This window comes from Curtobacterium sp. MMLR14_010, assembly GCF_001865015.1.
In the GTDB taxonomy this organism is placed as follows: domain Bacteria; phylum Actinomycetota; class Actinomycetes; order Actinomycetales; family Microbacteriaceae; genus Curtobacterium.
The window spans coordinates 69,002-93,022 of record NZ_MJGV01000026.1; the positions used below are offsets into that span (position 1 = coordinate 69,002).

Consider the following 24,021-nt stretch of genomic DNA (forward strand, 5'->3'; position numbering starts at 1 on the left):
GAGCCTCCCGTCCGGTGTGCCAGAATCGCGATCGTCGGCGACGGAGCCGGCATCCAGAGGGGGAGCATGTCGGGCAGCCGCGGGACGCCGTTCTGGGTGCGCAGCGTGCGTCGACGCCCTGCCGCGAGCGTCGTCCTGACGGTGCTCGCCGTCATCACCACGATCGTCTCGGTCCTCGCGCCGCTCATGCTGCGGGCCGTCGAGCAGGCCACCCTCGACGACGCCCTCGACCGTGGCGGCGTCCGGGCGACGTCCATCGCCGCGTCCGCCGAGATCGAGGTCGGCAGCCTGACCGACGCCGAGGAGGCGGTCGTGGCCACCACCGGGGCAGCCGAGCACCTGCGGCTCTGGCAGGAGGACGTCGTGTCGGCGGAGTCGGCAGCGCCGGTGTCGTTCCTGCCGCCGGCCTCGGCGGACACGCCGACCGGTGTGGACGGTCGACGCCTGACGCCGTTCGCGGGCATCGAGGGCTCCTGCCGTCGCCTCGGACTGACGGCTGGCCGCTGCCCCGCGAACAAGACCGAGGTGCTCGCGGCGGCCGGTGCGGACCTGCCCGTCGGCACGGTGCTGCCGCTGACGCTGTTCGACATCCCGGAGCAGCGCTTCCGGGTGCGGGTCGTCGGCACCTACGACGCCGCGTCGGGCCCTGGACACGTCGTCGCCAGCCCCGGCCAGCTGTTCGGCAGCGGCGGTGGCGGTGACCCGGCGCTGGTGACCTCGCTCGCGGGGTTCGCGGAGCTCGGCGTCGGGGGGACGATGTGGTCCGTCCGAACGCTTGAGCCCGGCACCCGACTCGACGACCTGCCGGCGGTGATCGACGACGTGCAGGCGGCGCGAGACGGCACGCTCACCGTCGGTGCCGCCCAGTCGGCGGTCTCGGTCACGCAGCAGATCGACGCCCTGGTCGACCGGGTGGCCGACGGCAACGACGCAGCGACCGTGATCGTCGCGGTGTCGGCGCTGCAGGCCATGATCGTGGCGTGGTTCGCGCAGGGGGTGCTCGCGGCCCGGGTCGGACGTGCCCGCGCCGGGGAGTGGGGCCTCGCCCGGCTCCGAGGGCTCTCGGCCCGCCGACGGTCCACCACCGTGCTGCTCGAACCCGTGGTCGCCACGCTCGTCGGAAGCGCGGTCGGCGCCGTCCTCGGCGTGGTGCTCGCCGGTGTCCTGAGCCGGGTCGTGCTCGGCGCCGACGCCCCCGGGCTCGAGCCGACCCGGCTGCCGGTCGTGCTCGCCCTCGCGGCCTCCGTGCTCGGGTCGGTCGTCGCGCTCCTCGTCGCGAGCACCCGTGCCGCCAGGGTCCCGCTCGTCGACCTGCTCCGGCGGGCGACCGAACCGCGGGCGCTGTCGCGGACGGGCGCCGTGGTGCAGGCCGTCGCCGTCATCGCCGCGGTCGTCGGGCTGGCGGCGGTCGTCACCCAGCGCCGCATCGACGGCCTCGGGATCGCCCTGCTCGCACCGACGCTCGTCGCCGTCCTCGTCGCTGTCGTCGGGTTGCGCATCAGCGTCGCGGTCGTCCGCCGTCGGGCCGCTCGCCCCGCACGCTCCCTGGTCGAGCTCCTGGCGCTGCGGCGGATCAGCCGGACGCCCTCCGTCCTGACGACGGCGGTCATGGTCGTGATGGGCGTCGCCCTGGCGGTGTCGTCGAGCCAGTCCGCGGTGCTCGCGGTGCGGCTCGCCGACGACCGGGCGGCCGCGGAGCTCGGAGCGGCGACGGTGCTCGACGTCAGCGTGCGCGAGGGCGTCCCCTTCGTGGACACCGTCCGGCGGGCCGACCCCTCCGGACACGTCGCGATGGCCGTGGAGACCGCCACGACCGGCGCCGGGGTCGGCCGACTCGTCGCCGTCGACTCCACCCGGTTGGCGGCCGTCAGCGCGTGGCGGTCGTCGTGGGGCGGCGAACGCTTCGACCGTGCCGCTCGGGCCCTGCGCCCCACCGGCGGTCCGGCCCTGCGGTTCAGCGGCGACCGGCTCGCCGTCACGCTCGCGGACGTGGGCGCCCCGGACGGGGAGGCCGCCAAGACCTACGACACCGCCGACCCGGACGACGTCGACGTGGTCGCGGTGGTGCAGTCCGGGGACGCCTGGCGACGCGTCGACCTCGGCGCACCGCGCGACGGCACCCTGACCAGCACGGGCGATGCCGTGGCGTGCGAGGACGGGTGCCGCCTGGTGTCCCTGGGGCTGGAGAACCACTCGGTCGACAGCGCGCCGTACGGCCTCGGCGTCACCGTCACGGGCATCGCCGTCGGGACCGGGGACGCGCTCCGGCCCGTGGACGACCGCTGGCTCTCGTCCGAGCGGTGGCGCGACCGGATCGGCGACAGCTCCCTGACCGACGGCCGGCCGACCTCGGTGCTCGGGCAGACCCGCGACGGGCTGCGCATCTCGTGGGTCGACCCGACCGGGACGGGGACTCCCAGCATCGCGCCGCGCGACGCCCCGGAACCGCTGCCGGCGGTCATCGGCCGCGGGACGGTGACGGACGCGTTCGCCGGGGTGGAGAACGGGGTGCTCGGCATCGCCCCGTCCGGCGACTCCCGTGTCCTCGGCGTCGTCGGACGGGCACCGACGCTCCCGCGGGTGCTCGGCGACGGCGCACTGGTCGACCTCGAGGTGGCCGGACGCGTCTCGGACACCACCTCGCCCGACATCCGCCACGAGGTCTGGCTCGCACCGGGGAACCACGCCGGGGTCGTCGCCGCACTGGCACGCCGCGGGATCTCCGTCGAGGCGCGGCACACGCTCGCCGACGCCGAGCACCGGGCGGAACGGGCGGCCCCGCCACGCGGAGCGCTCATCGGCGTCCCGATCGCGCTCGCAGCCCTGGCACTGACGCTGCTCGTGGTCGCGGGGGTCGGGGTGGTCGGTGCCGCCGCCCGTCGTGAGGACGCGGCGACCCTGCGGACCGCGGGCTTCCGACGCAGCGCCGTCCGCCGGGCCCTGTTCCTCGAGACCTTCCTGCCCGCCGCCCTCGCCGTGGTCGCCGGGGCGGTCGCGAGCACGGCGGCGACGCTCCTGACCGCGGAACGGCTCCCCTTGCGGCTCGGTGCACTGCCCCCGATGGGCAACCCGGTGGACGTGTGGACGGTCGTCGGGATCACGCTCGCGGCACTGGCTGCCGTCGCGGCGGTGTCGGCGGCGACGGCGGCGTTCGCCACGCGGCCGACGCGGCCGGGGGCAGGGCCGGGTGCGGGTGCGGGTGCGGGTGCGGGTGCCGGCGCGCAGGGACCTTCCCGTGTCGGAGGTGTCCGATGAGCCGCCGCCGACCGACCACGTCCGAGCCGCCTGCCCGGCCCGCTGCCGCCTTCCGTGCCGCGGGGCTCGTGCACGTCTACCGCGAGGCCGAGACCGACGTCGCGGCCCTCCGCGGCATCGACCTCACCGTGCCGCCCGGGCAGCGCGTCGCCCTGCTCGGCCCGTCCGGCTCCGGGAAGTCGACGCTGCTGTCGATCGCCGCCGGCCTGATGCGTCCGAGCGCGGGGATCGCCAGCGTCTGGGACCAGGACCTCGGCGCCGCCGGCCCGGCCGACCTCGAGCGGCTCCGGCGGGACGTGCTCGGGCTGATGCTGCAGGGCGCGGACGTGAACCTCATCGGGCACGAGTCCGCGCACGCCAACGTCGCCTGGACGGTCCGCGGGACAGCCGACCGCGACGCCTCCCTGGGCGAGCGGGTCCTCGCCGCCGGCGGGGTCGAGGACGACGGCCGTCCGGTCGCCCGGCTCTCGCCGTCCCAGCGACAGACCGCTGCGCTCGCCGTGGCACTGGCGACCCGGCCGCGGCTGCTCCTGGCCGACGAACCGACGAGCCGCATCGACGACCACGCCCGCGAGGCGCTGCTCGACCTGCTCGTGACGGAGACCGAGCGCGAGGGCATCGCCGTGCTCCTCGTCACGCACGACGAACGGGTCGCGCGGCGCATGCAGCGGATGGTCCACCTGCGCGACGGACGCGTGGGCGAGGAGGACTCCGGCTCCGGTCGCCGTGCGGTCGTCACCGCCGACGGGTCGGTACCGATCCCCGAGCACCTCCGTGCCGGGTGGCCTGCTGGAGCCCTCGTCACGGTCGAGCCCGACGGCAGCGGCGGCCTGGTCGTCCGACGGACCGAGGAGACCCCGTGACCGAGGAGACAGCGTGACCGAGAGCACGACGACCGGCGCCGAGGCCGAGGCCGGCGCCGGCGCCGAGGCCACAGCGCACCCGAGCGCCCGGCACCAGCCCGCGCTCCGCTTCGACCACTTCACCGTGGAGCTCGACGGCCGCGACCTGTTCGCCGCCGACCTCCGCGTGGAGCCGGGCGCGATCGTGGTGGTCTCCGCGCCGGGTGGGGACGACGCGACCGTGGTGCTCGACGCCGTCGTGCACGTGCTGACCGGCGACACCGAGCCCGTGCCGTGGCGCACGACCGGCACGGTCCGGCTCGAGACGACGGACGCGGCGCTCGACACCGCGGCCGCCCCCGATGACGCAGCAACGACCCCCACGCCGCCGCCCGGCTCCGTCGCCGTGATGCCCCGCGACCACGCCCTCATCGGCGCCCTCACCGCCACCGAGAACATCGCGCTCGGGCTCCTCGCCCAGCGCCGGGGCACCTCGCCGGACCCGGCGGCGATCGGCGCCGTGCTCGACGCCCTCGGAGTGCCGGACGCCGTGCGGCACAACCTCGCGGAGCAGCTCTCCGGAGGCCAGCAGCAGCGCGTGGCCCTCGCCCGCGCCCTGGTGACGGACGCGGCCCTCATCGTCCTCGACGACCCGACGAGCGAGCTCGACCCGGCGTCGCGGCAGCGCGTGCACGAAGCAGTCGCCACCGTCGCCGAGCGCGGACGGATCGTGCTCCTGGCGGCGCCGGACCAGGACGACCTGCCCCCGCACTCGCTGCACCTCCGGGTCGGTCGACGGGGCCGCCACGCCCGCGCCGACGCCGATCCCGAGTAGCAGGTCCCCCATCTGTCCAGGGAGCGCGGTCGTCCCGCGCGTACGGTCCCTGGCATGACTGACGAGAACGCACGCCACCGCCCGGAAGAGGACGCTTCGCGGCTGGGACTCGTCGTCGTCGGGGAGGCAGCAGCGCTGCAGTCCGGTGACGAGGCGGCTCTGGACGCGAGCATGGAGAACATCCGCGAGACGATCGAGGACATGATCGACGAGCCCCTGACCGAACGGCAGGAGGAGGTCGTCGAACGGCTCGCATCGGCCGGTGGCACCCTGACCGCCGGGTTGAGCGGTGCCCTGGCCGCCCAGACCGGTCGTCCGGTCGACGACGTCCTCGAGGGCGCGGCCCGCAGCATCATCTGGCAGGAGCGCCTGTCCGCCGACCGTGACCGCGCGGCAGCCGCCGAGCAGGCCGACGGCGTCGAGCAGCACGACGCCGAGCCGGAACAGCGCCGCATCTCCGACGACCAGCGGCAGCGCTCCGGCGAGGACACCCGTCGCGACGCCCAGGACGGCAACGACGGACGGGTCGGCGCCGACGAGCCCGACGACCGCCGACGGCGCCGGGACGAGCGCTAGCCAAGCACCCGGGGCCAAGCGTCCGGGGCCGAGCACCCGGGGCCACCCACCCGGGCCACCGCCCGGCGGCCCACCCGGGTCACCCCGGGGAAACACGAGGTCACGAACGCCTGCCTCGCGTCCCTTCCCCGTACCGTCGGGACCATGCCGAAGCGACTCCTGCTCAACGTCTTCGAGATGAACTGCGTCGGGCACATCACCCACGGCCTGTGGCGCCTGCCCGGGAACAACCGACACCGGTACACGGACATCCGCTACTGGACCGAACTCGCCCGATCGGCCGAGGCCGGACAGTTCGATGCCGTCTTCATCGCCGATGTGCTCGGCGCCTACGACGTGTACGGCGGCTCCGCCGCACCGGCCCTGCGCGAGGGCCTGCAGATCCCGAACAACGACCCGATGCTCGTCGTGCCCGCCATGGCCGCCGTGACCGAGCACCTCGGGTTCGGCATCACGTTCTCGACGAGCTACGAGCCGCCCTTCGCCTTCGCCCGGCGCATGTCCACGCTCGACCACCTGACGAACGGCCGGGTCGGCTGGAACGTCGTCACGAGCTACCTGCCGAACGCGGCGCGGAACTTCGGCCTGGCGACGGAGATCCCGCACGACACCCGGTACGAGATCGCCGACGAGTACCTCGACGTGCTCTACCAGCTGTGGGAGGGCTCGTGGGAGGACGACGCCGTCCTCCGCGACGCCGAACGGGGGATCTACACCGACCCGGACAAGGTCCACCCGATCGACCACGTCGGCGAGCACTTCCGCGTCGCGGGCCCACACCTCTCCGAGCCGTCGCCACAGCGCACCCCGGCGCTGTTCCTCGCGACCGGCTCCCCCGCCGGCATCGCCCGCGCCGGCCAGCACGCCGAGGTCGTCTTCACCGGTGGCCACGGCGTCCAGCGGACCGCCGACGCCGTCCGCGACGCCGCCCAGGCAGCCGGCCGGGACCGCGGCGACGTCCGGTTCGTCACGCAGGCAGCCGTGATCACGGCGCCGACCCAGCGCGAGGTCGACGACAAGGTGGCCCAGTACCGCGCCTTCGCGAGCGAGGAGGGCCCGCTCGTCCACGGCAGCGTCCCCTTCGACGCGCTCTCCCACCCGCGCAGCCGCACGGTGCGCGACGCCCTCGAGGCCGAGGGGGTCGACGGCGGCGAACGCCTGGTCGGCCGGGTCGCACTCGACGCCACCGTCGGGGAGCTGCTCGACCGGGTGAACGAGGCCTGGCACGGCGCGTTCTGGGCCGCGGGCGTCCCCGAGGCGGTCACCGAGCAGATCGAGGGCTGGCTCGACGACGACGGGATCGACGGCATCAACCTGCGCCAGTACCACTCGTTCGACACGGTCCGCGACTTCGGCCGGTACGTCACACCGCTGCTGCAGGAGCGCGGTCGCCTGCCCGAGCGCTACACGCCCGGCGAGACGCTGCGCGAACGCGTGACCGGAGGCCCCGCCCGGCTCCCGGCGTCGCACCCCGCCGCCGCACACCGCCGGTCCGGCGTCCCCGCCTGAGTCCACCCGGGACGGACTGGAGGCTCCCCACCGGCCCGGTGGGGAGCCTCCAGTCCGGCCGTTCCCACCCACACCGCCCGCGATGGCAAGTGGGATCGCGCGTGGGAGGTCGGAAGAAACGACCCGCTACGCGCGATCCGACCCCCTGCGCGCGGAACGACTCGCAAGGCGCGGAACGACCTGCGCGCGGAACGACTCGCGCGGAACGCGCTCCCTACGCGCGCCACCAGGCGTCGAAGGGGGTCGCCGGGACCTGGCGCTTGTGCTCCGTGGCGCGGTACCGGGTCTCGATCGCCTCGGCGACCTCGACCGGCACCTCGCGCCCCTGCAGATAGGCGTCGATCTCGGCGTAGCTCAGGCCGAGGTTGGCCTCGTCCGTCTGGCCGGGGGTCTCGTCGAGCAGGTCTGCGGTGGGCGCCTTCTCGTAGAGCCGGGCCGGAGCACCGAGGTGCTCGAGGAGCTGCCGCCCCTGGCTCTTCGTGAGCCCGGTCAGCGGGGTGAGGTCCACGCCGCCGTCGCCGTACTTCGTGAAGAAGCCGGTCACGGCCTCGGCCGCGTGGTCCGTCCCGACGACGAGGAGCCCGCGCTGCCCGGCCACCGCGTACTGGGCGACCATGCGCATCCGCGCCTTGACGTTGCCCTTGACGAAGTCGCTCAGCGCGACGCCGGCGTCCGCGGTGTCCTGCACCACGCCGTCGACCCCGTGCTCGATGTTCACGGTGATGCCCGGCTCCGCGGCGATGAACTGCAGCGCGAGCTGGGCGTCGTCCTCGTCGGCCTGCACCCGGTAGGGCATCCGCACGGTGGTGAAGGAGACGTCGTGCCCCTCGGCACGGAGCGACTCGACCGCGAGCTGGGACAGCCGTCCGGCAAGGCTGGAGTCCTGGCCGCCACTGATGGCGAGCACCAGGCCCTTCGCCCCCGTGGTCAGCAGGTAGTCGCGGAGGAAGTCGACGCGACGAGCGACCTCGGCGGCCGGGTCGATGTCGGGCTGGACGTTGAGGTCCGCTGCGATGGCGGCTTGGAGTTCACGCACCGCCCCAGTATCCACCGCAGCGCGTGGGACGGTCAGGGGACTCGGCGACCCGTCAGGTGCGGGGCAGGGCCGTCCGGCGTGATCGTGTTGTCGTGGTCGACGCCGATCGCACACCGGCAGACCACGCTGAGCGTCTCGTCCGGGGTCCTGAGCAGCCGGAACCGCTCGACGTGTTCGGGGCCGACCGCCCGGTCGAGGGGGTGGGTGTCGTGGTCGTGCACGCTCGCTCCTGTCGTTCGTCGCGGTGGGCGGCGCGGAGTCGGTGCGGTGGGGACCCGAACGCCCCACCGCACCGAGCCCGACATGCGGCCGTCCGCCGCTGATCCGTCCCCCGTGGTGGCAGGGGACCCGACGCGGAAGGGATCACCGGCGACGTCACGCCGCGCGGAACGACTCGACACGCCGAAGACACCCGACGCCAGGGGCGTCCGATCGGTCCGTGGGCGTGACATCCCTGATCCTTCCGGGTCCACGCGGCATCCTCGCCGCGCTGCGGGACACGGGTGGTGAGTCCGTGTCGGCCGATCGGGGTCCACCGTTGTGGGGACACCGGTCGATTGCTGAGCAATCTACAAGGGCAGGAGGGGTGCAGGGCGATACCCCCGTTCGGGGCACCGCCGTCCAGCCGACGGGCTACTGCCTGCCCGACCGGCTACTGCGCGCCGACCTCTTCCGAGCGCTTCTGGCGCCACGGCTTGGCGGGGGTGTCCGGGCCGTCCCAGACCTGCACGGCGCCCCATGCCGCGGCGAGGAGCGGGACCGACATGACCGCGCCGGTGATGCCCGCGAGCACCGTGCCGGCGGTCAGGCCGACCAGGATCACGAGGCCGTGCAGCTGGAGCGTGCGGCCCATGAGCACGGGCTGGAGCAGGTTGCCCTCGAGCTGGTTCACGAGCACCACGATGCCGACCACGATGAGCGCCTGCACCGGGCCGAGCGTCACCAGGGCGACGAGGGCCGCGAGGATGCCGGCAGCGGTGGCACCGACGATCGGGATGAACGCCGTGATGAACACGACGACGGCCAGGGGCAGCGCGAGCGGGACCCCGACGATGGCGATGCCGACACCGATGCCGATGGCGTCCACCGCGGCGACGGTCGCCGTGCCGCGGACGTAGCCACCGAGGGTCGAGACGACGCGGTCGCCGACACGACGGGCACGGGCGTACCGGGTGCCCGTGAAGGGACGGAGCAGGAACTCCCAGATCTTCGGGCCGTCCTTGAGGAAGAAGAACAGCACCACGATCATCAGCACGAGCCCGGTGAGGAAGTTCGCGGTGGCCGAGGCCCCGGCGAGCGCCCCCGAGCCGAACTTGGCGCTCGTGACGAAGTCGGTGACGGTCTTGGTCGCGTCGTCGATCTGCTTGTCCGAGATCGAGAACGGCAGCGACGTCACCCCCTTCTGCAGCTGCTGGAAGCCGTCGACCGCGGACTTCTGCAGGTCGCTCCACTGGTTCTCGACCGCGACGACGATGAGCCACCCGACCAGCCCGAGCACGGCCAGCACCCCGAGCAGCACGATCAGCGTCGCCACGACGGAGGGCACGCGGTGCCGGCGGAGCCAGGACACGACGGGGTGCATGGCCGAGGCGATGATGAGCGCGATGAGCACCGGGATCGTCACGACGCTGATGGTCGACGCCGCGAAGACGATGCCGATCACGATGACCAGCACGATGATGACCTGCAGGCACCGCGTCGCGAGGCCACCGAACGAGTCCGACCACGCCTTCCTGGCGCCGGTGGGCGGGGTGTCGCTCGTCGCGGAGGACGGGGTGAAGAACGGCATGCGGATCCTTGTCGTGGATGACGGCGGTGCGATCTGCTGTCGAACGCTCCCTCGATGATGGCAGGCCGCCGCCCGGCCTGCCCGGGCTACGCTCAACCCCGTGACGACGACGTTCCCGCGCAGCTCCCCGTCCGCCCTCGGCACCGACGCCTCGGGGGTCGATGCCCTCGTCCGCGCGCTGGAGTCCACGCCGGACGTCGAACCCCACGGGCTGGTCCTGCTGCGGCACGGCCAGGTCGCCGCGGAGGGCTGGTGGGACCCCTACTCCGCCGACCGCCCGCACCTGCTCTACTCCCTCAGCAAGAGCTTCACGGCGGCGGCCGTCGGGATCGCCGCGCACGAGGGGCTGCTCGACCTCGACAGCGCTGTGATCAGCCACTTCCCCGAACTCGACCACGAGGTGCTCGACCAGCGCACCCGCCGGATGACGCTCAGGAACCTGCTGGCGATGGCGAGTGGTCACCGCGAGGAGACCCTCGACCGGGCGCTGGCGATCGACCCGGAGAACACGGTCCGCGGCTTCCTGCTGCTGCCCCCGGACGAGGAGCCCGGCTCGGTCTTCGCCTACAACCAGCCGTGCACGTACACGCTCGCGGAGATCGTCCGACGGGTCAGCGGCGGCACCCTCGTGGAGTACCTCCGGCCGCGACTGCTCGACCCGCTCGGCATCGACCAGCTGTCCTGGAAGCGTGACTCGGTCGGCGAACTCGGCTTCAGCGGCTGCTACACCACGACCGAGAGCGTCGCGAAGCTCGGCCAGCTGTACCTGCAGCGCGGGGTGTGGGACGGCGTCCGGATCCTCGACGAGGACTGGGTCGAGTCCGCCACCCGCATGCAGGTCGCGAACCCGGACGAGGAGAACCCGGACTGGTCGCAGGGCTACGGCTACCAGTTCTGGATGGCCCGGCACGGCTTCCGCGGCGACGGCGCCTACGGACAGTTCTGCGTCGTCCTGCCGGAGCACGACGTCGTCCTCGCGATCACCGGCCAGAGCCTCGACATGCAGGCCGTGCTCGACGCCGTGTGGGAACACCTGCTGCCGGCGATCGACCGTCCCGGTCCGGACACGACGGACGCCGCCCTGCCCGGTCTGGCCCTGCCACCGGTAGCCGGTGGCGCGCTGGACACGGTCGACGGGCTGGAGGCTCGTGGTGCGTTCTCCCGCGCCGCCAGCTCCGCGGTCCCCGGCCTGGACAGCGTGGTGCTCGAGCAGGACGGCGGCACCTGGACGGCGACCCTGACCCAGGACGGCTCCCCCGTCGCTGCGCCGCTCGGCGCCGGCGCGTGGGCGGTCGCCGGGTCGACGGCGGCGAGCGCCGCGGTCGACGAGGACGGCCGGGTGCTGGTCGCCGTGCGGTTCGTCGACACCCCGCACCTGCTCTGGGTGCGGTGCGACCCCGCGTCGGAGACCTTCGAGGCCCGGTGGCAGACCGAACCGCTGCACGACCGCCTCCGCACGCTGCACCGCCCCACGGACTGACCGTGGTGTTCTACAGCGCCCGCCCCGTGCAGCGCGTGCGGCAGGTGGTCCTCGACGTGGTCGTCCTGCTCGGCTGTGTCCTGGCGGTCGTCATCGGGACGACCGTGTCCGGGGCGATCAGCGGCATCGCGGCGATCGGCACCCGGGTGAACCGGGACGGCTCGGCGTTCCAGGAGCAGCTCGGCAAGGCCGCGTCCGCGCTCGGCAAGGTGCCGTTCGCCGGTGACGCCGTGAGCCAGCCGCTCCGCGAGGCGTCCGAACGAGCCGGAGCGGTGGCGGCCGCGGGGACGGAGCAGCACGACGCCACCGTGCGGCTCGCGCACCTGGTGGGTGCCGGGGTCGCCGTCGTCCTCGTCGTGGCATTGCTGCTCGTCTGGCTGCACTTCCGCGGCGGGTTCGTCCGCAGCGCCACCGCCACCGCCCGCCTGGGCCGTCAGCCGGCCGGCACCGAGCTCCTCGCCGTCCGCGCGCTGACGACCCGACCGGAGGTCACCCGGCTCGGCGCCGACGTCGTCGAGCGGTGGCGGCGGGGCGACCCGGCGACCGTGCGGGCGTTGGCCGACCTCGAACGGCGGGCGAGCGGGCTGCCGTCAGGGGTCCAGGCGGACTGACGGCGTCGACGGCCTGACGGCCTGCGGGTCACCAGGGGACGACGCCGTCGTCCTCGAAGAAGCCGCCGCGGGGCCCGTCGTCGGGCAGGGTCGCGAGGCGGACGGCCGTGGCGGCGCCCTGCTCCGGTGTCCGGTCCCCCGCGAAGCCGTTGAAGTCCGTCGCGACGAGGCCGGGGCAGGCCGCGTTCACGATCACCGGGGTGTCGGCGAAGGCCCGGGCGTACTGCACCGTGATGCCGTTGAGGAACGTCTTCGAGGACGAGTAGACCGCCATCACCGGACCCGGCTGCCGGCCGAGGGACCCCATGCTGCTCGAGGTGTTCACGATCCGCGGGGCGTCGGACCGGCGGAGCAGGGGCAGCATCGCGTTCGTGACCCGGATGACGCCGTACACGTTCGTGTCGACCACGCCCCGGAGCACGTCGAGGTCGATCGTCGTCGGGTCCTGGCCCCACGTGACCGGGTCGAACGCCCCCGAGATGCCGGCGTTGTTCACGAGCACGTCGAGCGTCCCGACCCGTTCCTCCAGCTCCGCGGCCGCAGCGGCGACGCTCGCGTCGCTCGTCACGTCGAGCCGCAGGGCGCTCGCGTCGATCCCCTGCGCGACCAACCGGGCCGCGGCGTCGGTGCCGGCCACCTCGTCACGTGCGCCGAGGAGGACACGGTGGCCGAGCCTCCCGAGCGCTTCGGCGATCGCGGACCCGATGCCCTTGTTCGCCCCGGTGACCAGGGCGGTCTTCTGTGTCGTCGTCATGGTCCGATCCTCGGTCCGCGCACCCCGGTGCGTCCAAGACCGATCGGGTGGCGAGCGATACCCGTGGGGTATCGGCAGGACGTAGGCTCCGCACGTGGACGATCTCGAGACGCGTGAACTGCGGTACTTCCTGACGGTGGCCGAGGAGCTGCACTTCGGCCGCGCCGCCGCCCGGCTCGGGATGTCCCAGCCACCGCTCTCCCGGGCGGTCCGGCAGCTGGAGCAGCGCATCGGCGTGGACCTGTTCGTCCGGGACCCGCGGGGCGTCCGCCTGACCACCGCCGGCACCGTGCTGGTCGGCGAGGCGCGGTCGGCGCTCGCGGCCGTGGCGGCTGCGGGCCGACGCACCCGACGGGCCGGCTTGCCCACACGGCACCTGGTGCTCGCGGTGAAGGCCGGCGCCGACCACGAGCTGCTGCAGGCACTGCTCGACGTGCACGGGGCGGACCCGGACGGCCTGCCGGTCGAGGTGCTGTTCGGCGAGGTGCACGAGCAGGCCGCGTTCCTCCGCGACGGCCGGGCCGACGTGGCGCTCATGCACCGCACGTACGACGACCTGACCGGCTTCGACACCGAGGACCTGCGCACCGAGGAGCAGGTGGCGATCCTGCCGCGCACCCACCCGCTGGCGACGCGGGAGTCGCTCGTGCAGGACGACCTCCGCGACCTGCCGGACCTGCCCGCCGCCAGGTGGCCACGGCCGGACGGGTCCTACCCCGACGGCCCCGGGCCCGAGGTCCGGTCGCAGGCCCAGCTCGCCCAGCTCGTCGCCCTCAGCCGCACGGTCATCGTCATCCCGCGGTCGAGCCGGACCCTGCAGTGGCCGGAGCACGTCGCCGTGCCCGTGCGGGACGCCCAGCTCGCCACGACCGTCGTCGCGTGGCCGGCGGGGTCCACCTCGCCGGACGTCGCCCGGGTGGTGCGGAACGCCGTGCTCGCGGCGGCGCTGGTCAGCAGCGACGCGGTGCCGACGGCCTGACGTCAGATCTCGACGTCGCTGCCCATCGTGACCGTCCGCTGCGGCGGCAGCCCGAAGCGGGACGCCGGGTCCGCGGCGTTGTGCGCGAGCCCGACGAACAGCTTCTTCCGCCAGTTCACCATCCCGCCGTTGCCGCGCATCGGCCGGAGTGCACCGCGTGAGACGAAGTACGACGCGTCGGCCATCTCGTCGGGGTCCAGGTCGAGCACCTCCGACAGGCACGCGGCGTGTAGGGCGTGCGGCAGGTCCTGGTCGTCGGAGAACCCGAACTTGACGGTGACGTGGTCGATGCCGTCGTCGGCGTACCCCAGGTCGTCGCGGGTGAAGGCCTTCGCGTGCGGCACGTGCGGCACGTTCGCGGTGATGACGGACACGATGATGACCCGGCGGTGCATCACGTGGTTGTGCTCCATGTTCGCCCGGAGCGCCAGCGGGGTCGTCTCCTTGTTCGGGTGCGGGAACACGGCCACACCGCGGACGCGCGGGACGCCCTTGGCGTTGACCTTCTCGATGAACTCGGCGAGCGAGCCCTCGCGCGCCCGGCGTTCGTCCTGCACGAGCTGCCGGCCGCGACGCCACGTGGTCATCACCGTGACGACCGCGAGCGCGATGAGCAGCGGCACCCACCCGCCGTGCAGCACCTTCGACAGGTTGCCGGCGAGGAACGTCAGCTCGAGCCCGCCGAAGACCACCGCGACGACGACGAGCTTCCACGTCGACCAGTTCCAGAGCGGCTTCACGACGAGCAGCAGGAGCAGGGTGTCGGTCACCAGGGCGCCCGTCACCGAGACCCCGTAGGCCGTCGCCAGGCTCGCCGAGGACCGGAACGCGAGCATGATCGCCATCACGCCGATGAACAGCAGCAGGTTGACGGCGGGCAGGTAGATCTGGCCGCCCTCGCGCTTGGAGGTCTGGCGGATCGTCAGCGGGGGCAGGAGCCCGAGCTGGACGGCCTGGCGGGTCAGGGAGAAGGCACCGGAGATGACGGCCTGGCTCGCGATGACCGTCGCCGCGGTGGCGAGCACCACGACGGGCAGCTGCGCCCAGTTCGGGAAGAGCAGGAAGAACGGGTCCTTCGTGGCCGACGGCTGCTCGAGCACGAGTGCCGCCTGGCCGAGGTAGTTCAGCACGAGCGCGGGGAACACCACGAAGAACCAGGCGCGGCGGATCGGCACGCGGCCGAAGTGGCCCATGTCGGCGTAGAGCGCCTCGGCACCGGTGATGACGAGCACCACGGCGCCCATCGCCACGAAGCTGATGAGCGGGTGCGCGAACACGAACGCGATCGCCCACGTCGGGGACAGGCCCTGCAGGACGCCCGGGTGCTCGATGATCCGCGGGACGCCGGCCAGGGCGATGACGATGAACCAGAGCATCATCACCGGGCCGAACAGCGTGCCGACCTTGCCCGTGCCGAACCGCTGGACGAAGAACAGGATGACCAGGATCACGGCGGCGATCGGCACGATGAGGTGCCCGACCGCCGGGGCCGCGGTGCCGAGGCCCTCGACCGCGGAGAGCACCGAGACCGCCGGGGTGATCACCGAGTCGCCGTAGAACAGCGAGACGCCGATGATGCCGATCACCAGGAAGATCGTCGCACCGCCACGGCGCTGGGCGTAGAGGCGCCTGGCCAGTGCGGCGAGCGCCATCACCCCGCCCTCGCCGTTGTTGTCGGCGCGCATGAGCACGAGCACGTACTTGATCGAGACAATGATGGTGATGCTCCAGAACATCATCGAGATCACCCCGTAGACGTCCTCGGGGATCGGCTTGACGATGCCGCCGTCGATCGTGAAGACGGTCCGGAGCGCGTACAGCGGGCTGGTGCCGATGTCGCCGAAGACGACGCCGAGCGCCGCCAGCGCGAGCGCGGCGCCGCCGCTCGGGCCCCCGTGCTCATGGGTCGCGGTGCCCTCGCTGACAGGTGCCGCGGAGTGTGTCTCGGTCACGCTCGATCACTCCAGATCCGGTCGCCAGGGAAGCGGCCGTCGCTCATCCTGCCACCACCGGAGGACTCTGATCGCAGCACCGACGGAACCCGCAGTCCGCATGCAGCATCGCCCTCCGGCGGACTTCCCGCGGGGGCTACTCCTCGAGCTGCAGCGACTTGCCGCGCATCACCAGCAGGGGGTCCGGCGGCAGCACGACCTCCGGGTCCTTGTCGTCGTAGTCGAACTGCGTCAGGAAGTACCGCATCGCGTTGACGCGGGCGCGCTTCTTGTCGTTCGACCGGACGATCGTCCACGGTGCGTACCGCTTGTCGGTGCGGCGGAACATCTCCTCCTTCGCCGCCGTGTAGTCGTCCCAGACCATGAGCGACGCCACGTCGTTCGGGGAGAGCTTCCAGCGGCGGACCGGGTCGAGCTGGCGGATGGCGAACCGGGTGCGCTGCTCCTTGCGGGTGACGGAGAACCAGAACTTCGTCACGTGGATGCCGGAGTCGACGAGCATCCGCTCGAACGACGGCGCCTGCGTCATGAAGGTCTCGTACTCCGCGTCCGAGCAGTACCCCATGACCCGCTCGACGCCGGCCCGGTTGTACCAGGAGCGGTCGAACATCACGATCTCGCCGGCACTCGGCAGGTGCTCCACGTAGCGCTGGAAGTACCACTGGCCCTGCTCGCGCTCGGTCGGCTTCGACAGCGCGACCACCCGCGAGGTCCTCGGGTTCAGGTGCTCCGTGAACCGCTTGATCGTGCCGCCCTTGCCGGCGGCGTCGCGCCCCTCGAACAGGATGATGGCCTTGCGGTCGTTGTCCTCGAGCCAGTACTGGCACTTCAGCAGTTCGACCTGCAGCCGGTACTTCTCGTACTCGTACTCGTCCCGCGACATCCGCTCGTCGTAGGGGTAGTCCTCGAGCCAGGTGTAGATCGGGTTGCCCTCGGGGTCGATGAGCTCCGGGTCCGGGGTGTGTGCGTTCCCGACCGTGAACCCGCGGGTGCGCAGGTCCTCGATGTACTCCCGCAGGTCACCGATCGGGGTGGCGTCCAGCATGGGCTCTCCTCACGTCCTGCGCACGGTCCGACCGTGCGCGTCAGCCCGGTATAACGACTCCGGGTGAACGGGGACCGAACGTCGGGGTGCTCACTTGATGCCGGTCGACGCGATCCCCTGGACGAACTGCCGCTGGAACGCCAGGAACACCACCAGCAGCGGCAGCACCGTGATCGTCGCGATCGCCATCACGGCGCCCCACGGGGAGCTGAACGCCGGGTTGTTCGTCAGCGTCGAGAGCGCGACGGGCACGGTGAGGTTCTCGTTCCCCTGGAGCACGACCAGCGGCCACAGGAAGTCGTTCCACCGCGTCATGAACCCGAGGATGACGAGCACTCCGACGAGCGGTCCGCAGGTCGGCAGCACCACCCGGAAGAAGGTGACGAACTCACCGGCGCCGTCGAGCCGTGCCGCTTCGAGGAGCGCGTCCGGCACGCCGAGCATGAACTGTCGGGCGATGAAGATGCCGACGACGTCGAACAGGGTCGGGAGCACCACGGCCCAGGGCGAGTCGACGAGACCCAGCTTCGCCACGACGAGGAAGCTCGGCACGATCGTCACCTGGATCGGGATCATGATCGTCACGAGGAACGCCGAGTACAGCAGCCCCCGGCCCAGGAACCGGAACTTCGCGAGCGCGTAGCCGGCCATCAGCGACACCACGACGCTGAGCGCGGTGCCGACCGAGGTGATCAGCGCCGAGTTGCCGAGCCAGCGCCAGACGGGCTGCGTGCTGAAGACCTGCGTGTAGTTGTCGAAGGACGGGTGCGCCGGGAACAGGTAGAACGAGCCGCTCTGCGACTGCCCACCGGGCGTGAGCGCCGAGACGACCATCCAGTAGAGCGGGAAGACCATCACCGCCGCGAGCAGGGAGAGCCCGGCGACGAGCACCCAGCGCCCCGGCCGCGGACGGCGGGCGCGGAACGGACGGGACTGGTCGGTCTGACGGGGTGTCGTTGCGGTGGTCACAGGACCTCCTCGGCCTTGCGGTTGGCGCGCTGCCGGAGCAGCGTGAAGACGAGCAGGATCGCGACGAGGACGAGTCCGAGCGCCGCGGCGTACCCCATGCGCGCGTCGATGAACGCGGTCCGGAACACGTACTGGATGAGCACGGTGGTGGAGAACCCCGGGCCGCCGCCGGTCATGACGTAGATCACGTCGAAGGCCTGCAGGGAGAACACGACGTTGAGGATGACCAGGATCGACGTCGTCGGTCGGAGCAGCGGCCACGTGATCGTGCGGAACCGGGCCCAGCGGGACGCGCCGTCGATCGCGGCCGCCTCCTTGAGCTCCGCGGGCACCGACTGCAGCGCTCCGAGGTAGATCACCATGCAGAACCCGATGCGGGTCCACACGACGACGATCACCAGGGTGGCCATCGCCCAGCCCGGCGCGGTCAGCCAGGGCAGCCGGCCGAGCCCGAGTGCCTCGAGCAGGTTGTTCACCACGCCGTAGTCCCCGTTGAAGATCCAGGACATGACGACGCCGACGACGACACCCGCCGCGACCATCGGCACGAAGAACAGCGCACGGAACACGCCGCGCCCGGGCAGGGGTCGGTTCAGGGCGACAGCGAGGGCGAGCCCGATCGCCATCGACGTCGGCACGGTCCCGAGGGTGAACACGAGCGTGTTCCGCAGCGCGGTGGCGATGAGGGGGTCCCCGGTCATCGCCGTGAAGTTCCCGGCGCCGATCCAGCCGCCGTCCGTGATCGAGGTGCTGCTGTCCCGGAGGCTCAGCGCGATCGCGATGACGATCGGCACGAGCGAGAACGCCAGGAACAGCACACCTGCCGGACCGATGAAGGCGTACGGGACGAGCCGCGCCCGGCGTCGCGTCCTCGGGTCAGCGGGACGTCCGGGGCTCGCGGGCAGGGTGGCCGCCCGGTCCCTGGTCTCAGTTCGCAGTGACACTGCGCATCGCCTCCATCATCTGGCCAGCGGCCTCGGCCGGGCGGAGCTGTCCGAGCAGGCACAGGTCGAGGTAGTCGGCGAACACCGCGTTCAGCGACGAGAAGTACTGCCCGCTCTCGGCCTTCACCATCGAGAGCGGGATCGTGGCGCCCTGGTCGATGAACTGCTGCATGGTGTCCGCGTGGGACTCGTAGCCGACGTCGGCGGCGTCGAGCGACTTCCGTGCCGGCAGCCAGTTGCCGTCGTGGCAGAACCGCTCGATCTGCTCGCGGCTCGTGATGAGGGCGACCAGTTCCGCGGCGAGGTCGGGGTGCTTGCTCGACTTCGTCACCGCGAGTGCGTTCCCGCCCAGGTCGCTGGCCTCACCGGTGTTGCGGATCATCGGTGCGGTGCCCCAGTTGTCGGGCATCTGCTCGTCGAGCTGTGCCATCGGCTCGGGGTTGTTGAGCATCATCCCGATCTGCCCGGTCATGAACAGGTTCCGCGCGACGTCGCCGCCGCCGGTCTTGCTGAGGTTGCCCGTGGTGGCGAGTCCCTCGGCGTACCACTTCCGGCCGAACTCGAGCGCACCGATCGCCTCCGCGGTGTCCATCGAGGGCGTCCCGCCGTCCTCGCCGAGGAAGGCGCCGCTGTTCTGGTACACGACGGGCAGCCAGCGGTAGGCCGTCTCGGGTCCGCTCCACCCGTAGCCGAAGGCGTACTTGCCCGTGACCTGCTTGACCTCGCGGGCGACGTCGAGGAACTCGTCCCACGTCCAGGCGTCGGCGATCGCCGTCGGCGGGGTCACGCCGATCTGCTCCATCACGTCCCGGTTGTAGTAGGTGATGAAGTTGTCGGTGTGCTGGAACACCCCGAACACGCCGTCGTTCCGGGCACCGATCGCCCAGAACGGCTTCGTGTAGTCCGACTCGTAGTCGGCCGGGATGTGCGCACTGATGTCGATGAGGCTGCCGTTCGCCGCGTACCGGCCGATCTGCTGCGGGGTGATCCGGATGATGTCCGGGGCCAGGTCCGCGGCGAGGCGCGTGATGAACCACTGGTGGAACTGCCCGGTGGTCACCTCCACCGAGACGCTGGTCCCGGGGTGCGTGGCGACGAACTCGTCGGCGATCCGCTGGTAGCTCGTGATGTCGGTCGGGATGTTCCAGGTGGACAGGCGGATGTGCTTCGTGCCGCCGCGCGCGGCGGTCCCCTGGCCGGCGCACGCAGCGAGCGCGCCGGCCATCGAGATGCCGGCGAGGGCGAGGAACCCCCGTCGGGCGAGCTGGGGTGGTGGGCGGTTCGGCATGTCCTCTCCTTTGAGGTCGTGGTGCCGGGTCGTGCGGACGGGAGGCGCGGTGCGGGTGTGCGCACCGGTGCGCCTCCGGTGGTGGGTGACGCCCGGCGTGGTGGGCCAGCGCCGGGCGTCCGCTGGTCAGACCAGGGCGGGTCGCGCCTCCTGGCCGGTGCCCTGCGCGGTGGCGACCGCGTCCGCCGGACGGAGCGCCTCCGGGAGCAGCGCCGCGTGCGCGTGCAGGAGCTCGTCGGTCATCGCCGCGATCCGGTCGAGGGTCAGGTGCGCCGCGGTGAGCGGGTCGAGGGCCACGGCGTGGTGCACGTTCGCCACGTCCCCCGTCAGCGCCGCCCGGACGGCCAGGGTCTGCACGTTCGTGTTCGTCCGGTTGATCGCGGCGAGCTGCGGCGGGAGCTCCCCGAAGGAGGTCGGCTGGACGCCCTTGCCGTCGACCAGGCAGGCCACCTCGACGCAGGCGTCGGACGGCAGGTTCGCGATGACACCGGTGGCGTTCGGGACGTTCCCGTAGACGACCGCGGGGACGCCCGTCACGATCGCGTTGACGATGCTCGCGCCGTACTCGACCGACGGGGACAGGTCGGCCTTGAGCTTCTCGAGCTGCTGGTCGACGTCGCCCTGCTCGTCGTGGGCCAGGCAGATCTCGTAGTAGTCCCACCGCTCCGGGATGTACTCGAGGGTCGTCTCCGGGTCCTTCCGGAAGTACGGCACGTACTCGCTCGCGTGGTGGCTCGACTCGGTCTCGAAGTACCCGAACGAGCGCATCAGCTGCGTGCGGACCTGCTCGTTGCCACCCTCGTAGTTGCTCGCTGCGAGTGCCGCCTCGCTGTGGTCGCCGTCGTCGTCGTGCAGGTCGGCCGCCGCGACGCCGCGACGGTGCTTCGCCGTCATCACCTCGCGCAGGCGGGGGTAGAGGTCCTCGCCGTTGCGCCGCTTGAACTCGAGGATCCAGGCCTGGTGGTTGATGCCGGCGCTGACGAACTCGACCTCGTCGTACGGCACGTCGAGCGTCCTGGCGAGCATCCGCGTCGTGCCCTGCACGCTGTGGCACAGCCCGACCGTGCGGAGGCCCCTGGCGTTGAGGAACGCCGTGGCCATCGCCATCGGGTTCGCGTAGTTGATGAACTGCGCGTCCGGGCAGAGCTCGAGCGCGTCGCGGGCGATGTCCTCGTAGGCGCGCACCGAGCGGAGGAAGCGGAAGACCCCACCGGGGCCGACGGTGTCACCGACGGCCTGGTCGATGCCGTACTTCCGCGGGATCTCGACGTCCCACTTGTACGACTCCACGCCGCCGACCTGGAACGTGATGATGACGACGTCCGCGTCGGCGAGGGCCGCACGGCGGTCGGTGGTCTCGAGGACCTCGACGCCGAGGCCGTGGTGCGCGACGAGTTCCCTGGCGGCGGCCGCGGTGCGGGCGACCCTGCCCGCGTCGAGGTCCATGAGGTGCAGCGTCGCGTCCTGCAGCGCCGGGAAGCTGACGAGGTCGCCGATGAGACGGAAGGGGAAGACGAAGCCGCCGGCGCCGATGATGGTGATCTTGGTCATGCCAGCACGCTACGGAGCACCCGGGAGCGCCCGCCTCCGGCTTCGGACGGCGGCGTTCCCGGATCCTCAGGTCGGCCCGGGTCCTGCTCGGGGAGCTGTCCTAGGCTCGCCCCGTGCTCGATGACGCGCTCACCCATCCGCTGACGCCCGGCTCCGTCGTCGAGACCGTGGAGCCCGCCTACTGGAGCCACCGCGGGCCGGCCCCGCGGATGGACGCCTCCCACCGCCACGACGACCTCGAGATCAACCTCGTGCTCGAGGGCCGGCTCGACTACCGGTTCGGGGGCACGCCGATCAGCGTGCACGCCGGTGAGATCGCGCTCTTCTGGGGCTGGACCGCACACCAGCTCATCGGCGAGCCGACCGAGCTCGGCGAGTTCCGCTGGGTCCACATCCCGCTCGCCGAGGTGCTCGCCTGGGGGCTGCCCGACCACGACCTCGGCGCGATGCTCCTGAACCGCCCGGTCATCGTCCCGACCTCGGCCGCCGGACGAGACGTCGAGTCGATGCTCGGTTCGTGGCAGCAGGACTTCGCCGACGACGGCGCCGAGCTCATCGCGAACCTCGAGGCCCAGGCGCTCGTCCGCCGCCTGCTCCGGCACGCCCGCGCCCAGGTGGACCTGCGCCCGTGCGGTGAGCACGGGACCGCGGAGGCCATGCACCGGGTGGTGGACATGGTCCGGTTCGTCGTGGGCCACTTCCGGGAGCCCGTCACCGTGACCGACGTCGCTGCCGCAGCCCACCTCCACCCGCACTACGCCATGACGGTCTTCCGACAGGACGTCGGCACGACGATCGTGGAGTACCTCACCCGGTGCCGGGTCGCGGAGGCCCAGCGGCTGCTCGCCACGACGACGATGACCACCAGTGAGGTGGCGCACGCCGCGGGCTTCGGGTCGCAGAGCAGCTTCTACGCCCACTTCACCCGCGCCTTCGGCGCCGCACCCGGCGCGTACCGCTCGTTCCACCGGCGGCGCGAGCCGGTGCTCGGCTGAGCACGCAGCAACGGACGGGAGGCTCGGGGCAGTCGTGCCCCGAGCCTCCCGTCCGTCATGTGGTCGCCTGGGCGACCCGCTCGACTCAGTGGCGGCGGAAGTAGCCGTTCGCGCCACCGACGTACATCAGGACGGTCGCGACGAGGACGGCGACGCCACCGATCCAGCCGAAGGCGTTGCCGCCGGAGGCGGCACCGACGCCCACCCCGATGAGCTGCAGGATCGCGAGGACGGTCAGCACGATGCGGGCCCAGTTGCGGCCGTCGCGCATCTTGAAGACGATGATGAGCTCGACGATCGCGAGGATGAACGCGAAGATCGCGCCGCCCACGAGCGGGGCGGTGCCGACGCTGTCGGCCGCGTCGGACGCGCTGCCCGACACGAGGCTGATGACGCCGGACAGGATGTTCGCCAGGACGACGATCAGCCAGATCACGAATGCGACGGTGACGGTCGTCGGACGACCGGAAGTGGTGTTTGCCATGCTGCTTGCTCCTTCGACGTGCGACCGCATGCAGCGGTCTTTCAGCGAACGTACATGGGTTTGGCCTGTCTGTCCGGTTCTGGGTCCGTTACCCTTCGCTTCCGCCGGCCGCTCGGGCGATCGCGACGACGGCCCTGGCGGTCGCGACGTCCGTGATGAGCTCGTCGACCATCCCGGCGCGGACGGCCCCGACGACGCTCGGTGCCTTCTCCGGCCCGACCGCGATCGCGACGACGTGCGGGATGTCGACCAGGACGGACCGCGCTGTCCTGACCATGCGCTCAGCCCCGTCGAAGGCGATCTCGGAGCCGTCGGCGCGGAAGAAGTTGAGGGAGACGTCCCCGGCGGCGTCGCGGAGGACGTCGTCGTCCACCGGGACGCCGCGCGCGTGTGCGTCGCGGATCGCCGGCGGGGCCCCCACCCCGACGAGGGCGCCGACGGCGCGGTCCCACAGGCCGACGACGTGCTGGAAGGCCGGGTCGTTCTCCAGCGACGCCCGCATGTCCGCGGACGGCAGCGCCTGCGCGAACAGGAACGCCGGCACGGCGGCGGACCGCTCGGCCGCGAGCCGGGTGATCTCGTTCGACTGGAACCACGGCAGCGGGTCCGCCTGCCCACCGACCGTCGGCGCGAGGAGCACCCCGTCCAGGCGGAGCGTGACGTCGCGCGCGACCGCGTGGGTCGTCCGGCCGCTGCCGATGAGCAGAGCGTCGCCGGGGCGGAGCGCCATCCGGTCGACGGCCACGGTCACCGCGGCGGCGAGGTCGCTGCCGATCGTGGCGTGGTGCACGGCCGAGACGACCTGCACGGCGTCGAGCCCCAGGAGCACCCGGACCTCGTCGGCGAGGGCGACGGTCTCGTCGAGGAACGGGTCGCGGACCCGGATCTCGACGAGCCCCGACCGCCGGGCCTCGGAGACCAGGCGGCTGACCGTGGCCCGCGACACCGCGAGCCGTTCGGCGATGTCCACCTGGGTGACGTCCTCCAGGTAGTACATCCGCGCCGCCTGGTACACGAGGTCGAGCGGGAAGCGGGCGTGGCCGTCGCGGGCGGCGTCGGACACGGCGACGGCCGGTCGTCCCGGACGACCGGCCGTCGCGCCCGTTGCGGGGCGTGGTGTCACGCGC

General features: G+C 72.4%; 21 protein-coding genes. 9 read left to right on the forward strand and 12 right to left on the reverse strand.

Annotated elements, in window-relative coordinates:
- Nucleotides 1–66 precede the first annotated feature (66 nt).
- The 5 genes from BIU98_RS06055 to BIU98_RS06075 all read left to right on the forward strand — a co-directional run bounded on the left by BIU98_RS06055 (nt 67) and on the right by BIU98_RS06075 (nt 7,017).
- Entirely contained in the window at nt 67–3,255 is a 3,189-nt protein-coding gene (locus BIU98_RS06055; protein WP_071273259.1) for an FtsX-like permease family protein, read from the forward strand.
- On the forward strand, nt 3,252–4,118 hold the full coding sequence (locus tag BIU98_RS06060) for an ABC transporter ATP-binding protein (protein ID WP_083393019.1): 867 nt from the start codon (nt 3,252–3,254) through the stop codon (nt 4,116–4,118). Before BIU98_RS06055 ends, BIU98_RS06060 begins: the two co-directional genes overlap by 4 nt.
- 13 nt (nt 4,119–4,131) lie before the next feature.
- Nucleotides 4,132–4,932, forward strand: coding sequence for an ATP-binding cassette domain-containing protein (locus BIU98_RS19955; RefSeq protein WP_071273262.1), 801 nt, complete (start codon nt 4,132–4,134; stop codon nt 4,930–4,932).
- A 54-nt stretch (nt 4,933–4,986) separates the two neighbouring features.
- Nucleotides 4,987–5,508 carry a hypothetical protein gene (locus BIU98_RS06070; RefSeq protein WP_071273265.1) on the forward strand — a complete coding sequence of 174 codons (522 nt, stop codon included), beginning with the start codon at nt 4,987–4,989 and terminating at the stop codon, nt 5,506–5,508.
- Between the two features lie 144 nt (nt 5,509–5,652).
- Nucleotides 5,653–7,017 (forward strand): NtaA/DmoA family FMN-dependent monooxygenase, encoded by a 1,365-nt coding sequence (locus tag BIU98_RS06075; RefSeq protein ID WP_071273268.1) that lies wholly within the window; start codon nt 5,653–5,655, stop codon nt 7,015–7,017.
- A gap of 214 nt (nt 7,018–7,231) precedes the next feature.
- Here BIU98_RS06075 and nadE read toward each other — a convergent pair whose 3' ends face one another.
- From nadE to BIU98_RS06090, 3 genes are all read right to left on the reverse strand, one after another.
- On the reverse strand, nt 7,232–8,053 hold the full coding sequence (gene nadE, locus BIU98_RS06080; RefSeq protein WP_071273271.1) for an ammonia-dependent NAD(+) synthetase: 822 nt from the start codon (nt 8,051–8,053) through the stop codon (nt 7,232–7,234).
- A gap of 32 nt (nt 8,054–8,085) precedes the next feature.
- Nucleotides 8,086–8,274, reverse strand: coding sequence for a hypothetical protein (locus tag BIU98_RS06085; RefSeq protein WP_071273274.1), 189 nt, complete (start codon nt 8,272–8,274; stop codon nt 8,086–8,088).
- A 431-nt stretch (nt 8,275–8,705) separates the two neighbouring features.
- Nucleotides 8,706–9,842, reverse strand: a complete 1,137-nt coding sequence (locus BIU98_RS06090) for an AI-2E family transporter (protein ID WP_071273277.1) — start codon at nt 9,840–9,842, stop codon at nt 8,706–8,708.
- A gap of 100 nt (nt 9,843–9,942) precedes the next feature.
- Between BIU98_RS06090 and BIU98_RS06095 the strand changes: the two genes are divergently transcribed.
- Nucleotides 9,943–11,322, forward strand: a complete 1,380-nt coding sequence (locus BIU98_RS06095) for a serine hydrolase (RefSeq protein WP_071273280.1) — start codon at nt 9,943–9,945, stop codon at nt 11,320–11,322.
- Nucleotides 11,323–11,324: 2 nt separating this feature from the next.
- Nucleotides 11,325–11,933, forward strand: a complete 609-nt coding sequence (locus BIU98_RS06100) for a hypothetical protein (RefSeq protein WP_071273283.1) — start codon at nt 11,325–11,327, stop codon at nt 11,931–11,933.
- A gap of 28 nt (nt 11,934–11,961) precedes the next feature.
- Here the strand turns inward: BIU98_RS06100 and BIU98_RS06105 are convergent, their stop codons facing one another.
- Nucleotides 11,962–12,687, reverse strand: a complete 726-nt coding sequence (locus BIU98_RS06105) for an SDR family oxidoreductase (protein ID WP_071273286.1) — start codon at nt 12,685–12,687, stop codon at nt 11,962–11,964.
- Between the two features lie 94 nt (nt 12,688–12,781).
- Here BIU98_RS06105 and BIU98_RS06110 point away from each other — a divergent pair, with 94 nt between their 5' ends.
- Nucleotides 12,782–13,666, forward strand: coding sequence for a LysR family transcriptional regulator (locus BIU98_RS06110; RefSeq protein WP_071273287.1), 885 nt, complete (start codon nt 12,782–12,784; stop codon nt 13,664–13,666).
- Between the two features lie 2 nt (nt 13,667–13,668).
- Here BIU98_RS06110 and BIU98_RS06115 read toward each other — a convergent pair whose 3' ends face one another.
- From BIU98_RS06115 to melA, 6 genes are all read right to left on the reverse strand, one after another.
- Nucleotides 13,669–15,618, reverse strand: coding sequence for a potassium transporter Kup (locus tag BIU98_RS06115; RefSeq protein WP_071273290.1), 1,950 nt, complete (start codon nt 15,616–15,618; stop codon nt 13,669–13,671).
- Between the two features lie 136 nt (nt 15,619–15,754).
- A complete protein-coding gene (gene ppk2, locus BIU98_RS06120) occupies nt 15,755–16,663 on the reverse strand; it encodes a polyphosphate kinase 2 (protein WP_071273294.1) in 909 nt (302 codons plus the stop codon).
- 90 nt (nt 16,664–16,753) lie between these two features.
- Complete coding sequence (locus BIU98_RS06125) at nt 16,754–17,632, reverse strand: carbohydrate ABC transporter permease (protein ID WP_254787805.1); 879 nt, start codon at nt 17,630–17,632, stop codon at nt 16,754–16,756.
- Nucleotides 17,629–18,576: a carbohydrate ABC transporter permease gene (locus BIU98_RS06130; RefSeq protein ID WP_071273297.1), complete on the reverse strand. Its 948-nt coding sequence runs from the start codon at nt 18,574–18,576 to the stop codon at nt 17,629–17,631. Before BIU98_RS06130 ends, BIU98_RS06125 begins: the two co-directional genes overlap by 4 nt.
- On the reverse strand, nt 18,560–19,864 hold the full coding sequence (locus BIU98_RS06135; RefSeq protein WP_254787806.1) for an ABC transporter substrate-binding protein: 1,305 nt from the start codon (nt 19,862–19,864) through the stop codon (nt 18,560–18,562). Before BIU98_RS06135 ends, BIU98_RS06130 begins: the two co-directional genes overlap by 17 nt.
- A gap of 126 nt (nt 19,865–19,990) precedes the next feature.
- The gene (gene melA, locus BIU98_RS06140) at nt 19,991–21,415 is read right to left on the reverse strand and encodes an alpha-galactosidase (protein WP_071273300.1); all 1,425 of its coding nucleotides are present in this window, start codon (nt 21,413–21,415) and stop codon (nt 19,991–19,993) included.
- A gap of 113 nt (nt 21,416–21,528) precedes the next feature.
- Between melA and BIU98_RS06145 the strand changes: the two genes are divergently transcribed.
- Entirely contained in the window at nt 21,529–22,410 is an 882-nt protein-coding gene (locus BIU98_RS06145; protein ID WP_083393021.1) for a helix-turn-helix domain-containing protein, read from the forward strand.
- 85 nt (nt 22,411–22,495) lie between these two features.
- Here the strand turns inward: BIU98_RS06145 and BIU98_RS06150 are convergent, their stop codons facing one another.
- Nucleotides 22,496–22,894, reverse strand: a complete 399-nt coding sequence (locus tag BIU98_RS06150) for a hypothetical protein (protein WP_071273303.1) — start codon at nt 22,892–22,894, stop codon at nt 22,496–22,498.
- 88 nt (nt 22,895–22,982) lie between these two features.
- Nucleotides 22,983–24,017, reverse strand: a complete 1,035-nt coding sequence (locus BIU98_RS06155) for a sugar-binding transcriptional regulator (RefSeq protein WP_139200589.1) — start codon at nt 24,015–24,017, stop codon at nt 22,983–22,985.
- Nucleotides 24,018–24,021: the final 4 nt, after the last annotated feature.